10 protein-coding genes are annotated in these 13633 nt (G+C 61.1%); 7 read left to right on the plus strand and 3 right to left on the minus strand.

The window, feature by feature from the left end; genetic code table 11:
- From ACSQ8R_RS25330 to ACSQ8R_RS25350, 5 genes are read left to right on the plus strand one after another with little or no spacing between them, the layout of a single operon-like run.
- Positions 1–903 carry an ABC transporter permease gene (locus tag ACSQ8R_RS25330; RefSeq protein ID WP_436256100.1) on the plus strand — a complete coding sequence of 301 codons (903 nt, stop codon included), beginning with the start codon at positions 1–3 and terminating at the stop codon, positions 901–903.
- Positions 903–1847 (plus strand): ABC transporter permease, encoded by a 945-nt coding sequence (locus ACSQ8R_RS25335; protein ID WP_436256101.1) that lies wholly within the window; start codon positions 903–905, stop codon positions 1845–1847. Before ACSQ8R_RS25330 ends, ACSQ8R_RS25335 begins: the two co-directional genes overlap by 1 nt.
- On the plus strand, positions 1844–2866 hold the full coding sequence (locus ACSQ8R_RS25340) for an ABC transporter ATP-binding protein (protein WP_436256102.1): 1023 nt from the start codon (positions 1844–1846) through the stop codon (positions 2864–2866). Before ACSQ8R_RS25335 ends, ACSQ8R_RS25340 begins: the two co-directional genes overlap by 4 nt.
- Before the next feature lie 8 nt (positions 2867–2874).
- Positions 2875–3816: an ABC transporter ATP-binding protein gene (locus tag ACSQ8R_RS25345; protein ID WP_436257278.1), complete on the plus strand. Its 942-nt coding sequence runs from the start codon at positions 2875–2877 to the stop codon at positions 3814–3816.
- Positions 3813–5237: a carboxylesterase/lipase family protein gene (locus tag ACSQ8R_RS25350; RefSeq protein WP_436256103.1), complete on the plus strand. Its 1425-nt coding sequence runs from the start codon at positions 3813–3815 to the stop codon at positions 5235–5237. Before ACSQ8R_RS25345 ends, ACSQ8R_RS25350 begins: the two co-directional genes overlap by 4 nt.
- Positions 5238–5931: 694 nt before the next feature.
- Here the strand turns inward: ACSQ8R_RS25350 and ACSQ8R_RS25355 are convergent.
- The 3 genes from ACSQ8R_RS25355 to ACSQ8R_RS25365 form a co-directional block, all read right to left on the minus strand.
- Entirely contained in the window at positions 5932–6825 is an 894-nt protein-coding gene (locus ACSQ8R_RS25355; RefSeq protein WP_436256104.1) for a LysR family transcriptional regulator, read from the minus strand.
- 293 nt (positions 6826–7118) lie between these two features.
- Entirely contained in the window at positions 7119–9098 is a 1980-nt protein-coding gene (locus tag ACSQ8R_RS25360) for a hydantoinase B/oxoprolinase family protein (RefSeq protein WP_436256105.1), read from the minus strand.
- A 3-nt stretch (positions 9099–9101) separates the two neighbouring features.
- The gene (locus ACSQ8R_RS25365) at positions 9102–11138 is read right to left on the minus strand and encodes a hydantoinase/oxoprolinase family protein (protein ID WP_436256106.1); all 2037 of its coding nucleotides are present in this window, start codon (positions 11136–11138) and stop codon (positions 9102–9104) included.
- A 554-nt stretch (positions 11139–11692) separates the two neighbouring features.
- Between ACSQ8R_RS25365 and ACSQ8R_RS25370 the strand changes: the two genes are divergently transcribed.
- Together ACSQ8R_RS25370 and ACSQ8R_RS25375 are read left to right on the plus strand one after the other, a co-directional pair.
- A complete protein-coding gene (locus tag ACSQ8R_RS25370) occupies positions 11693–12736 on the plus strand; it encodes an ABC transporter substrate-binding protein (protein ID WP_436256107.1) in 1044 nt (347 codons plus the stop codon).
- A gap of 11 nt (positions 12737–12747) precedes the next feature.
- Positions 12748–13629, plus strand: coding sequence for an ABC transporter permease (locus ACSQ8R_RS25375; RefSeq protein ID WP_436256108.1), 882 nt, complete (start codon positions 12748–12750; stop codon positions 13627–13629).
- Positions 13630–13633: the final 4 nt, after the last annotated feature.

Here is a 13633-nt window from a genome sequence, read left to right on the forward strand (position 1 = left end):
ATGAGCACGATCGAGCAAAATCTGCCGGAACGACTGGCGGCTGGCGAGGAGGCAACCCTCGTCTCCAGCCAAAGGCCCCTGTGGCAAAGGCTGATCCGCAATCCCGCGGCGGTCTTTTCCATCGTCGTCTTGATGATCCTGACGCTTGGAGCAATCCTGGCGCCGGTGATCGCCCCCGGGAATCCGATGCGCGTCAGCCCGGCTCTGCGGTTCACGCCGCCGGGCATGGGGCACCCGTTCGGCACCGACAATCTTGGCCGCGACATGTTCAAGATGGTGCTGCACGGCTCGCGAACTTCGCTGCTCGTCGGTCTCGTCGTGACCACTATATCGATGTCGATGGCGATCGTGCTCGGGGTGGTTTCCGGCTTCTATCGCAAGGTAGACGTGGTGCTGATGCGCTTCGTCGACGGACTGATGGCGTTTCCGGGCATCGTGCTGGCGACGGCTGCCGCCGGCATCATGGGACCGAGCGTCACGACCGTCATGACTTCGCTGTCGATCGTGCTGATCGCGCCGTCGCTCAGGATCGTTCGCGGCCAGGTCCTTGTTGTGCGAGAACTGCAGATGATCGAGGCAGCGCGGGCGGTCGGCGTGCCGACATTGCGCATCTTCACGAAATACGTCCTGCCGGCAGTCAGCTCGCCGATCCTGGTCCAGGCCTCCTTCATCTTCTCGGCCGCCGTGCTCGGCGAAGCCGGGCTGAGTTTCATCGGCGTCGGCATCGGTCCGAAGGACCTGAGCTGGGGGAATGCGCTGACAGAAGCGCGCAACTACATCAGCCAGGCGCCGTGGATCGTACTCTTTCCGGGACTGGCGCTGATGTTGACGATCCTGTCGCTCAATCTGCTGGGCGACGCGCTGCGTGACGTGCTCGATCCGCGGCTGGCGAGGAGGCGTTGATGCTCAATTATCTGACCCGGCGTTTCCTGCTCATCCTTCCGACGATCTTCGTTCCGCTGATCCTGGTGTTCCTGCTGCTGCGCCTTTCCCCAGGTGATCCGGCCGGCATGATGCTCGGCGATCAGGCCACCGCCGACCAGATCGCAGCGCTCAGGAGTGAACTCGGCCTCGACCAGCCGATCTATGTGCAGTTCTTCATCTGGCTGAAGGATATCGTGACGCTCGATCTCGGCCAGTCGATTTTCTTCCGCGAGCCGGTGATGAAGATCATTCCCGAATATGCCGGCGTGACAATCATGCTGGCGGTCGTTGCTTTGACGCTGACGATCGTCATCGGTGTGACGTTCGGTCTCATCTCGGCGATGAACCGCAACAAGCCGATTGACCGGGGTGTCATCGTCAGCGCGGTGCTTGGCATTTCGCTGCCGGAATTCTGGTTCGCGCTGCTGCTGATCTTCCTTTTTGCCGTGACGCTGCGCTGGTTTCCGGTCGCGGGTTACAATCCGCCATCGGCCGGAATCATCGCCTTCGCGGCGACCATCTTTCTGCCGGCGCTGGCGCTTGGAGTGCGTCAGTCGGCGCTGATGACCCGGATGATGCGCTCATCCATGCTCGACGTATTGAACGAGCCCTACATCACCACTGCGCGTGCCCAGGGCCTGCCGGAAAGCAAGGTCATCGGCAGTTATGCGCTACGCACCGCCGCCATTCCGGTCGTCACCGTGGTTGGGCTTGCTGCCGGCCACATGCTCGGCGGGGCGGTGGCGATCGAGATCATCTTTGCGTTGCCGGGGCTTGGCCGCATGCTGGTGGAAGCTGTCGCGCGGCGCGATTATCCGCTCGTCGAGGGTGGCGTGCTGACCATCTCTTTGATTCTCGCCGTGCTGAACCTTGCGATTGACATAGTCTACGCTCTCCTCGACCCGCGGATACGTTACCAATGAACACGCATATTCCACCGGAGGCGTTTGCCATGCCACAGGAGGCGGAAAAGACCGGGCCGGTGCTGGAGGTCGAGGGACTGTCGCTGTCGTTTCGCAACGAGGGTGGTCTCCTCCCCATCGTCACCGATGTTTCATTCTCGATCGGTCGTGGCGAGGCGGTGGCGCTGGTCGGCGAGTCCGGCTGCGGCAAGTCTATCACCGCCAGCGCTGTCATGGGCCTTGCACCCGACAATGCGGTCATCACCGGTGAGATCATGCTGAATGGTCAGCGGATTTCCGGCCTGCCTCCGAAGGAACGGCGCAAGCTCTGCGGCCGGCACATGGGCTTCATCTTCCAGGAGCCGATGACGGCCTTGCACCCGACGCTGACGATCGGCCGGCAGATGACCGATACGCTGCGCCATAACCTGGCCTTGAGCCACCGCGCCGCGACTGATCGGGCGGCCGAGCTGCTTGCTAAGGTCGGTATTCCAAGGGCGCGCGACATCCTCAAGGGCTATGTCCACGAACTATCCGGCGGCATGCGGCAGCGCGTCATGATCGCGCTCGCCATTTCCTGCGGTCCGTCTCTGATCATCGCGGACGAGCCGACCACCGCCCTTGATGTGACGATCCAGGCGCAGGTGCTGGACCTTTTGGAAGACATGCGCCGCGAGCTCGACCTTGCGATGTTATTCATCACCCACGATCTCGAAGTGGTCGGGGATTTCTGTGACCGCGCCGTGGTCATGTATGCCGGCGACGTGGTGGAGCGGGCGACGAGCAGGGCGGTCGTCGAGACGCCGCGGCACCCCTATACGCGCGGGCTGATCGACGCAATTCCGGCGCACGGCGAGACCCGTCATCGGTTGACACCCATTCCCGGCACAGTGCCGCCCGTAGGCACCTGGCCCAAAGGCTGTCGGTTCGCACCGCGATGCCTGCGGGCCGATGAACAGTGTCGTACGCGTCCCGAACTTGGGCCGGCAGGCGCATCGCTCGTCCGTTGCTGGCATCCGGTCGAGGAGGCACGCCTGTGATGAACATCGTGCCGGCGCCGGTGCTCGAAGTCCGCGGCCTCTCAAAATCCTTCAAAGCCGTCAAGGCCGTCCGCAACGTTTCGTTCTCCATCGCCAAGGGCAGGACCTTCGGTATTGTCGGGGAATCCGGCAGCGGTAAATCGACCACCGCGCGGCTCGTGTTGAGGCTCATCGACCCGACTACTGGCGATATCCGTTTTCAGGGCGTCGATCTGGCGGCAATGCGGCAGGAAGAACTGCGACGCCAGCGGCGGCACATGCAGATGATTTTCCAGGACCCGTTCGGTTCGTTGAACGGCCGCATGACGGTGCGCGAGACGCTGACCGAACCGCAGCTCGTGCACGGCATCGGCGCGCCCGCTTCGCGGGCGGAGGTGGCGCGCAACCTGCTTGCCGAAGTCGGCTTGCCATCGAGCGCCCTCGACAGGTTTCCGCATGAGTTTTCTGGCGGCCAGCGCCAGCGCATCGCCATTGCCCGCGCGCTTGCCACCAATCCGGAACTGATCGTCGCCGACGAGCCGGTGAGTGCGCTCGACGTCTCGGTGCAGGCGCAGGTGCTGAACCTGATGCGCGACCTGCAAGACCGGCACGGCACGACCATGCTGTTCATCTCTCACGACCTGCGCGTCGTGCAGTTCATGTGCGACGAGATTGCCGTCATGTATCTCGGAGAGATCGTCGAGCAGGGACCACGCGATCGCATCTATGGCGCCCCGGCGCATCCCTATACGCAGGCGCTGCTTGCCTCGGCGCCCGGCAAAGGCGCCGGCAAAAGAGCGCGGCTGAGTGGCGAAATCCCGAGCGCCCATGCAGTACCGAGCGGTTGTGCGTTCCGCACCCGCTGTCCGCACGCCCATGAACGTTGCGCGATCGAGCCTCCGGTAATGCGGCAGCTCGACGATGGTCAGCAGGCGGCCTGCCATCTTCTCGACCAGGCGGTGAGCGTATGACGGCGATCGACATTTCCTCTGATGGCGCGACCTATCGCGGCCTTGTCTCCGCGCGGGGATTGAGCTTTCTCGGCATTCCCTATGGCCAACCGCCGGTCGGCACTCTACGTTTCCAGCCGCCGCAGGCGGTGATGGCCAAGGGCCTTGTCGATGCGACGCAGCCCGGCAAGGCGCCGCCCCAGATCCGTCGTCCCGTGCCGGACTGGACGACGCGCAATACCGGATTCGAGACCGGCGAAGATTGCCTCAACCTCAATGTCTTCACGCCGGCGGCAGACGATGCCAGCCGCCCGGTCATCGTGCATGTCCTTGGCGGCGGCTTTCAGACGGGCTCGGTCAATGGCGGTTACCAGGATGAACTCGGCTTCATCACCCGTGGCGATGTGGTTTTCGTGCGGCCGAATTTTCGGACAGGCGCATTGGGCTTCCTGCATCTCGGTGATGTCACGGGCGACGGAGCCCCGGCCAATCGCGGCATGCTGGACCTCGTGCTGGCGCTTGAATGGGTGCAGGCGCATATCGCCGATTTCGGCGGCGATCCGGGCAACGTCACGCTGGTTGGCCTCTCCTCTGGCGGCTTTACGATCGGCGCGCTGTTCGGCATGGACGGTGTCGCGCACCTCTTCCGGCGTGCCTGGATGATGAGCGGCTCCGCCAGCCGCATCATCGATCCGCAAACGGCCAGCGGCATGGCGCTGGATTTCCTGCAACAGGCCGGTATCGAACCGGAAAACCGTCAGGCGCTGGAGAACCTTCCTGTCGAAACCATTCTTGCCGTGCAGGAAAGGATCATCGCCACTGATCTCGGCGAACGCAATTCTCCCGGCGGTCGCACGATGGGCATCGTGCTGGACGGCACGAGCCTGAAGCGCCATCCGCTCGAGGGGCTTGCCTCCGGAGCCTACCGCGACAAGCAGATGGTGGTCGGTTGGACCCGTGACGAGGCGCGCATGTGGTATGCCTTCGGCATCATGCAGGCGCCACAGGACCGCGCGCGGGTCCTCTCGACGGTTGCGCGCTTTTTCCCCGATCGTTCTGAAGCAGTGCTGGCGGAGCTGGAAAAGGCCTATCCGCAGGCCGGGCTTGCCGAACTCGAAGAACGGTTTCTTTCGGCGACGATCTATCGGGATGCCGCGCAACGAACCGCTTCAACGCATGCCAATGCAGGAGGACGGGCGTTTGCTTACGAGTTCGCCTGGGTGCCAGATTTCGAGGGCGGTCGGCTGGGCTCCTCGCATGGATTCGATGAGCCGTTCGTGTTTGGGAATGTCGAAGCCGAGCGTGTGCCACTAGCCGGCGGCAAGCCGGATGCCGTGCGGCTCGCCTATGAGATGTCGGGAGCCTTGCTGGAATTTGCAAAGACAGGCCGCATCTCTTGGAAGGAGTTTGCAACTGAAAGGGCGATTAAACAATTTGGGTGAGGATGGGAGGATCATCACCAACCGGATGGCTTTGATTTTTTCGCGGCACCTCAGCCATGAACGACACGGGGCGGCTCGCCCTTGATTGCAGGGTCGCCGGCCGCCATTGGCGGACATGGGATGGGCGCTGACGCCGGTGAAGCTGATTTCGCCGATCGCGGCGTTGAAGTTCTCGAACACGACCTCTCCTCTACAGTATGGCTCTCTATCCATGCTTCATTGCAGAGGACTCATCCTAGCCGGAAGCCGTCCAGTCCGGCCTCCTGGATCACCATCAATGGGTGAAGTCTGTTCTTTCGCCGTTGGGTTTTCTGGCGAAGTGCTGCAGAACACGAAGACAGGTCCGCGGTATCGCATCCAGTGACAGTATGACGAGACATCTTTTCGCTGCCCGGCGACAGCGCCGTTACGAGCCACGTCGATTTGCTCAATTCCAAAGAGACGAATATTGCGCCAAATTCGACGGGGGTAGTGGTCTGTGCTTGGATTTGGTCTGCTGCTATCGGCATGATTGGCCTCCAGAGAGTTTTCTAGCGACCTCACTCTGCCACGGTGCAGGCCGCTACTCACCCCTGACGGGATCTCAAGACGGAGAGGCCACGCTCATCTCATTGCAACGGCGAGCTTTCGCTTGAGCCAAAGAGAGGTGATCGGGGTAGGGGGACGGCTCGACGCACTTGTAGATCAAACCGTCTCACGCGTGCCGGGAGACCAGTTCCGCGTATTCGACGAATGGCAGGATCCCCGGAATGGGGTTGTCCCCGCGCCAGGCGATGCCGATGGAGATCTCTTCCGTCAGATCTTCTACCCGTCGAAGCACTACGTCCTTGCCGACGATGCTGGAGATCCACTCCGGCAGGAAAGTGATGCCCAAGCCGGCAGATGCGAGGGCGAGCGCGGCCGTGGTGTTAGAAACCTTGATGCCTTGATCGGCGGATATCCCGCTCTCGACCACCTGGTCGCGCACGGCTTTGAAGCTCGACAGTTCGAAACGATCGAGCGTGAACACATGATGGCCGATGAAATCTCTCATATGCAGGGTGCCACGACCCGCGAGCGGAGACTGTCTCGGGATGACCGCCACAAAACGATCCGCGACCAGGGGCCGAAAGCGAATGAGGTTGACATTAACCGGTGGGCGCATGATGCCGACGTCATATTCTCCTCTCTCCAGCGCCCGCAATATCTCGGAGGAATCGAACGTTCGCACGTCGAGCCGCGTGTCAGGAAACCGATTTCGAAAACGCCGCAGGATGAGGGGCAGAATCCGATGCACTGCAGGATCGATGGCGCCGATCCTGAGCTGCTCGCCGCCGGGCGTCATCCCCCCGGCAGCCAGTTTTGAAACGAGGACCGCTTCTTCAAGTTTTGCAAGAGCCTCACGCGCAAGGGGTAGAAAAGCCTCGCCCGAGGCCGTCATTTCCACGCTCCGGGTGGATCGATTGAACAGCGCCACGCCAAAACTGGATTCGATTTTGCGTATCTGCTGACTGAGTGTCGGCTGCGTCATGTTCAGGCGCTTGGCCGCCCTTCCAAAATGCAGTTCCTCGGCCAGGGCGATAAAGCAGCGGATGCTTGACAGTTCCATTGACGGGGCCATCGGACGAGTACGCCATCCTCCTGGAGATTTAATCCACACCACAGGTAGATCGTGTGGGAGGACCTCTTTTGTCGAAGAGTGCTGCTCATCACGTATCGCAGCAGGCGTATCACGATCCGGATTGAAAGCAAAATCCCGTCTGGCAATGTCAGGCCTGGCATTCTCCAGGAAACTGCAGATCGCCAGCCTGGATCGGGACCGGACAAAACCGGGAGTTATGCAGAAAAAAGAGGCGCAACCGATGCGCCTCAAGTGGATGCGACGGGATGCAGCGCGTTCGATCAGGACGCGCGCTTCAGTTTTCCCGACAGTCGCATCGCCTCGCTATCGACGACTTCCTTGAGCCGGCTCTGCTCGACAGGGCTACCTTCGTTCAAGAGCTGGCTATGGACGTTGGCGACGAGTTGGCTGCGAATTCGCTGTTCGAACGTGAGTGCGAGGCACGCGAGCTGTCGGCGTATCGGTAGAGGCCAGACGTGATCATGCCGTTTACGTTCGTCGCAGAAATTGAAGTCCGCAAGCTCATGCTCGCTTCTCCTTTCTCTCTCTGCGAATGTCGCGGACGCATCAATGTCGCCACCGGCATCGAATATGACGGCATAGGCTTCTGCTGCGCGCTCACGCGAGAGCATTCCGTTTTCGATATCGGCAGCGATCGCCTTGATTTCGCGCTCGAGCGGGTTGCCAAAACCGCCGCCGGTCGGGCTGGTGATGCGCACGACATCGCCTTGTCCCATTTCCAGGACCGAGATCTTGCCGATCGAGCGCTCATCCGGGCGACCCGGGTTGACTAGCGTCTGGCCAAGCAGCCCTTTTTCGCCGCCACGGAAACCCCAGGGCGCAAAGACGAAGCGATTCATGTTTCTGACGGTCATGACCGCGCGGTTCGCGGTGTTCTCGATCTCCATTTCCAGAGCCGCGCCGCTTGAGAACTTGCCCGCCCGGCGGCTGTCGGGAACGCTGCGTATCGTCCTCATGATGATGGGCGTTTCGACCTCAATCACTTCCACCGGCACCATGCGTTGCGCGTATCGTACTTCGGTGCCATCCACGCCATCGCTGCCGCGACGACCGCCGCCGCCGCCGTGAATGGTGTTGATGACGTTGACCCGGTCGCGGCCGGTCCTCGGATCGGGAGCGGAGACGACGATGACGCCCGCCATGCCCGCGCCGGCTGCACCCAGGCCGTCGGGCAGTGCCTGGGCCAGGCAACCCATGATGATGTCATAGGCGCGGGTGGCGGAGGCCGCACGCGACCCGCCGGAGGCAGGAAATACCGCGTTCAGGACCGTTCCGCGCGGCGCGTGCGCACGGATCGCTCGCAGAATCCCGGAATTGCGCGGGGTCAGCGGGTCCATCGTTAGGATGAAGGTGATGAGGCACATCACCACGTAAGGATGGGTCGTGGCGCCGGTGACCAGATTGTAGGCTGCAGAAAGCTGGGGGTCGGTGCCCGAGAAATCCACCTCGATCTCACCGCCGCTGACCGTGATCGTCACGCTGAAATAGGCAAGCTGGCCCTGGTTGATGCCTTCCAGATAATCCGAGAAACTGTAGACGCCGTCGGGGATCGTCTCGATGACGGCGCGGGCCTTCGCTTCGGCATAACCGATCACGTCATGCATGCCTTCCTCGACGGCCGCGGGGCCATAGCGGTCGCACAGTTCGTTGATGCGCCGATCCAGGCTCTTCAGGCCGGAAATCATGGCCTGCATGTCCCCCCACAATTCGCCGGGGATCCGGCTATTGTCTTCCAGGATGGATTTGATGGCGCCGTTGAGGACGCCGTTTTCGTATAGCTTGACCGGCCTTAGGCGCAGTCCTTCCTGGAACACTTCCGTGAAGGCCGGCGAAATGCTTCCAGGCACCGCCCCGCCGATATCGGATGCATGCACGAATGCCCAGGCCACGGCGATCAGCTTGCCGTCGCGGAAGATCGGGTAGAGCAGGGTGATATCCATCAGATGCGTCACGAGACCATCCGTGGCGAAGGGATCGTTGGTGATGATGATGTCGCCGGGCTTCAGGTTCTCGCGCCCGATGGCGTCGAGCGTCGGGCGCATGGGCGAACCGATGAAGACGTTGACGCCCGACATCATCGGGTAAGCGAACATGTCGCCGTCAGCGGTCGCTAGTGCGCATTGATAATCCTGAACCAGTTTCACGAAGGTCGTATGCGCCGTGCGATAGACGGCAGCCGAAGCCTCTTCGACGATCGCATTGAAGCGGTTGCTCATAATAGCGGTTCTTACAGCGTCCATCGATCAGCTCCGGCTCATGAAAATTGCGCCATAGGCGCCGACGCGGGCGGCAAAACCTGGCGGTACGACGATTGTGGCTTCTGGCTGCTCGATCACGGCGGGGCCCCGCACCTCCTCGTTTAAGCCGAGGCGGCCCCGGTCATAGACGCAAACTTTCGGAAAAACCTCGCCCTGGAAGCGCATCGGTCGCATGGCCTTCAGCGCGTCGCCGCCGGTCGATGTCCTGGGAGATGATGGTTCGGGGATGGACAGGGCGCCGCGGACCCGCATTCTCAGATCGACGAATTCGACGGCTGCAGACGGATCGGCGTGGCTGTAGATCCTTTCGTGCTCCTTATGAAAAGCCTCGTGCATGGCTGCGATATCGCCGCTGTCGACGGCACTGTCGGGCAGGCGGACATCGATCTGGAATGATTGACCGAGATAACGCATCTCGGCCCAGTATTCGAATTTCTCCGCCACAAGGCGATCCGAGGCTGCCTGACGCGAAAGCCACTCGGCTGCCTTCTCCTTGAGAACCGAGAACTTGCTTGCGATGGTCGGACCGTCGAGATCGACGCCGTGCACCGTTTCGAGCGTGTCGTTGCTCAGTTCCGAAACAAGTCCTCCAAGCGCGCAGAAAACCGAAGGGGTGCTCGGTACCAAAACGCGGTTGACGCCGATCTCGGCTGCGAGCAGTGGTCCCTGAAGCGCACCCGCACCACCGTAGACGAGCAGGGTGAGTTCTTCAGGATCGACGCCTTGGCGGGCCAGATAGGGAAGCACGCCCGCAACCATGTTCGAACTCGCAACGGTGACGCACATTTCCGCCGCGCTCAACGTGTCGGTGCCCAGCGCTTCGCCGATCGGCGCCATAGCGCGTTCGGCGGCGGTTATATCGAGTTTCATCTCGCCGCCCAGCAGCGCTTCGGGCAGATAGCCGGCCAGCAGATAGGCGTCCGTCAGGGTCGGCGCCGTGCCACCTCGGCTGAAGCATGCAGGGCCAGGATAGGAACCGGCGCTCTGAGGGCCGATCCGCAACACGCCGCCGTCGATCGTCGCAATCGAGCCGCCGCCGGCTCCGATCGCTTCGATCCCCGTCACCGGCATCACGACGGGAAAATCGCCCACCTCGGCAGCTGTCGATGTGAGGGCTTCGCCGTCTCGCACGAGGGAGATGTCGGTACTGGTGCCGCCCATATCCACCGTGAGGATGTTTCGCTCGCCGAGCGACCGACCGAGATATTGCACCGCCGTGACGCCCGAGGCGGGGCCTGAAAGAAGCGTGTGGACGGGGAAGATCCTGGCCTCCGCGGCAGCCATCGCTCCGCCGTTCGAACGGGTTACGAAAAGCTGGGATCCCGGCAGTCGTTCAGCCACATAGCTCTCGACCGCCCCGATATATTCGTTCATGCGCTGTCGCACGAAGGCATTGAGCACGCTGACGGTCGCTCGTTCGTACTCGCCGATCCTGGGCCAGATTTCGCTTGAGAGGCTGACTTCCGCATCGTCACCGACCACTCTCCTGATGACCCGCTCCACCGCTTGCTCATGTCGCGGATCGGCGTAGCTGTGCAGAAGGGCGACGGCGTATCCGGCCGCGCCGGCGGCGCAGGCCCGGCGAACCGAAGCCTCGACTGCGGCTTCATCAATGGGGGTTTCGACGACACCGCCCCGCACGAGCCTTTCCTCGACTTCGAAGACCATAGAGCGTGCGATCAGCGGCCGTGTGCGATTCTCGAAAATATTGAGAGGGTTACGGACGCCCATCCGCTGCAGTTCGAGCAGGTCTCGATAGCCTTTCGTAACGAAGAAAGCGATCTTTGGCCCCTTGCGCTCGATCACGGCGTTGGTGCTGACGGTCGTCCCATGCATGACGAGAGCAGCCTCTCCGGTCTTTGGTGACAGGAGTTCAAGCAGGTTTTCGAACCCCCGGCGGAAGCCGTTCTCAAATGCAGGGGGGGTGGAGGGCACCTTGAGGCTGATAATCTCGTGTTCGCCTTCGCGCCAACCGCAGAAATCAGTGAATGTGCCGCCAATATCGACGCCTATCCGAAGCATATTTCGCGTTCTCTTCAGTTTAGAAAGCCCGGGGAGATGCCCAGGGCATGTGAATTCATCGTGTTGGCTGCGATGTTTCGAACCTGGTCTAAGATCCGGCAGTCGCATCGACACGACGGTACAGCGAGAGCCTTCACGCAGAGAAGTAAGGATTCGCGAGCATTGATTTCAGTTTCCAATCAATCTGTCGCGGAAGGCCACTCGATAATGGACCAATAGAGAACTCGGGAAGCGTGAGCGACATCGACCTGCCTTGGCCAAAAGTCGATGGCTGCACACCAGCATTCTGCTGCCGCAATGAGGCGCTCGCCGGCCATGGATAAACTGAAAGGATTCTCTGAACCGAGCTGCCATTGGCAAATACTTGAGAATTGCGCCGCTTGCTCGCTGATAAGGCCCGTCCTCGGTAATATGGTTACGGAGAGACCATAAGATGCACTAGATGCGCCCGAATTGATTTGCATCGATAATAAATAGAACTCAATTCCTATTGGACGCACGGCATGTGAACGAGCAAGCATTCACATTGGGAACAAACATAAAGGGAGTACATCATGCCGATCACAAAACACCTTTTCGCATCCGTTGTTTTCGCCGCCGGAGCGGCATCCGTCGCGCATGCCGAGCAGCTGGTCGTCAACAGTTATGGCGGCCCGTACGAGCAGATCATCATGGCGCGCATTATCGAGCCGTTCCAGAAAAAGACAGGTATTTCCGTCATTTATGACTCAGTCGGCTCGGCGTCGCAGGATTACGCGAAGATCAAGGCCACCAGAGGCCGGCCCGGTTTCGACGTCGTCGTCATGACGGCGTCACAGTCGCTCGACGGCTGCCGCGAAGGCCTATTGGAAAAATTCACCGTGAAAACTGTGCCAAACCTCGCGAAGCTGAGCCCCGCGATCAACAAGATCGCCGGCGAATGCGGCGCGGTTCACGAGCTTCAGTACATGTCCCTGATATGGCGGACGGACAAGATCAAATCCGCGCCGACCTCGTGGTCGCTGCTGTTCCAGCCGGAGCTCAAAGGCAAGGTCATCCTGCCGACGTTCCAGAACATCATGGCCGCGAATCTCGTTCAGGCCCTGTCTGCCATGAACGGCGGCGATCTCCTCGAAAACGTCGCTCCAGGCTTCACGGCGATGGGGAAGCTGGCCAAGCAGACGCTCGGTTTCGAGCAATCGTCGGCGGTGATGGAAACCTACATAAAAGACGGCCAAGTGTGGGCGATGCCCTTCTGGAACGGCCGCGCTCAGCTCCTGATGGATAGCGGACTTCCCGTTGACTATACGCGTCCCAGGGAAGGAACCATACCGCTGATCGCCACCTTGAACGTACCGACCGGCGCGGAAAACAAGGCGGCGGCCATGAAGTTCGTCGACTTCTTCCTGGAGAAGTCCAGCCAGGAAGCCTGGGTCACCGGATACAAGGTCGGCAGCGCCCGCCCCGACATCGAGGTTCCGGACAGCGTCCGCGCCAGGCAGATCACCACCGAAGACGATCTGAAGAAGCTGCTGTTGCCCGACCTGTCCATCACCGCGGCCAAACTGCCCGAGTGGGGCGACCGCTGGGAGCGAGACGTCGTTCACGCAGCCAATTGAGAGCGCGCACGATGTCGGCTGTTGCAACGGAAATGCCTGCGGCGCCAGGAAGCCGCAGATCGTCACTCGGCGGATATATTCCGCTTGTACCGCCTCTCACCGTCCTTGTGATCTTCTTCACAATACCGATCGGCATGATGATCGGCATCAGCTTTCAGGATCCCAAGACGGCTGCGTGGAGCCTCGTCAGCTACGAAAAGTTCTTCACCGACAACCTGATGATAGCCGGTCTTATTCGGACGCTGGTGATGTCCGGGCTGGTCGCGATATGCGTCACGGTGATGGCCTATCCGGTCGGCTATTTTCTGGCGCGGTCGACCTCCCGCTGGCGCGCTGTCGTCTTCGCTCTGGCGATCGCGCCGGAACTCGCCGGCGTCGTTTTGCGGACCTACGGTTGGCTGATCATCCTGGAAGACCGCGGCTTCATCAATGACGCGCTGATCTGGTCAGGCTTTGTGTCATACCCGCTGCCGCTTGCGAAGAACCTTTTCGGGGTCGTGGTCGGTCTGACGCATGTCGTTCTTCCATTCGGAATCCTTGCCATCCTGACAAGCATCCAGGGCATCGATCCCAACCTCGAAAAGGCAGCCCAGATCCTTGGCGCGTCACGCCTGTCCGTCCTCAGGCATATCGTATTGCCGCTTTCGGTGCCGGGGATCGTGAGCTCGCTGCTGATTTCATTCACGATGGCGGCAAGCGCCTATGCGACACCGGCACTGCTCGGCGGAGCCCGCTTTAAGGTGCTGGCGACGATGATCTACGAACAGATCATGTTCTATACCAACTGGCCCATGGCTGCGGTGATGGCGCTTGTTCTCCTAGTGCTAATGCTGGTCTTTTCGTTCGTTGGCACGCGCAGCGAAGCACGGCTTCACAAGAAGCTGAACGTTTAGGGAG

Origin of the sequence: Neorhizobium sp. LjRoot104 (assembly GCF_964253725.1) — a bacterium.
In the GTDB taxonomy this organism is placed as follows: domain Bacteria; phylum Pseudomonadota; class Alphaproteobacteria; order Rhizobiales; family Rhizobiaceae; genus Neorhizobium.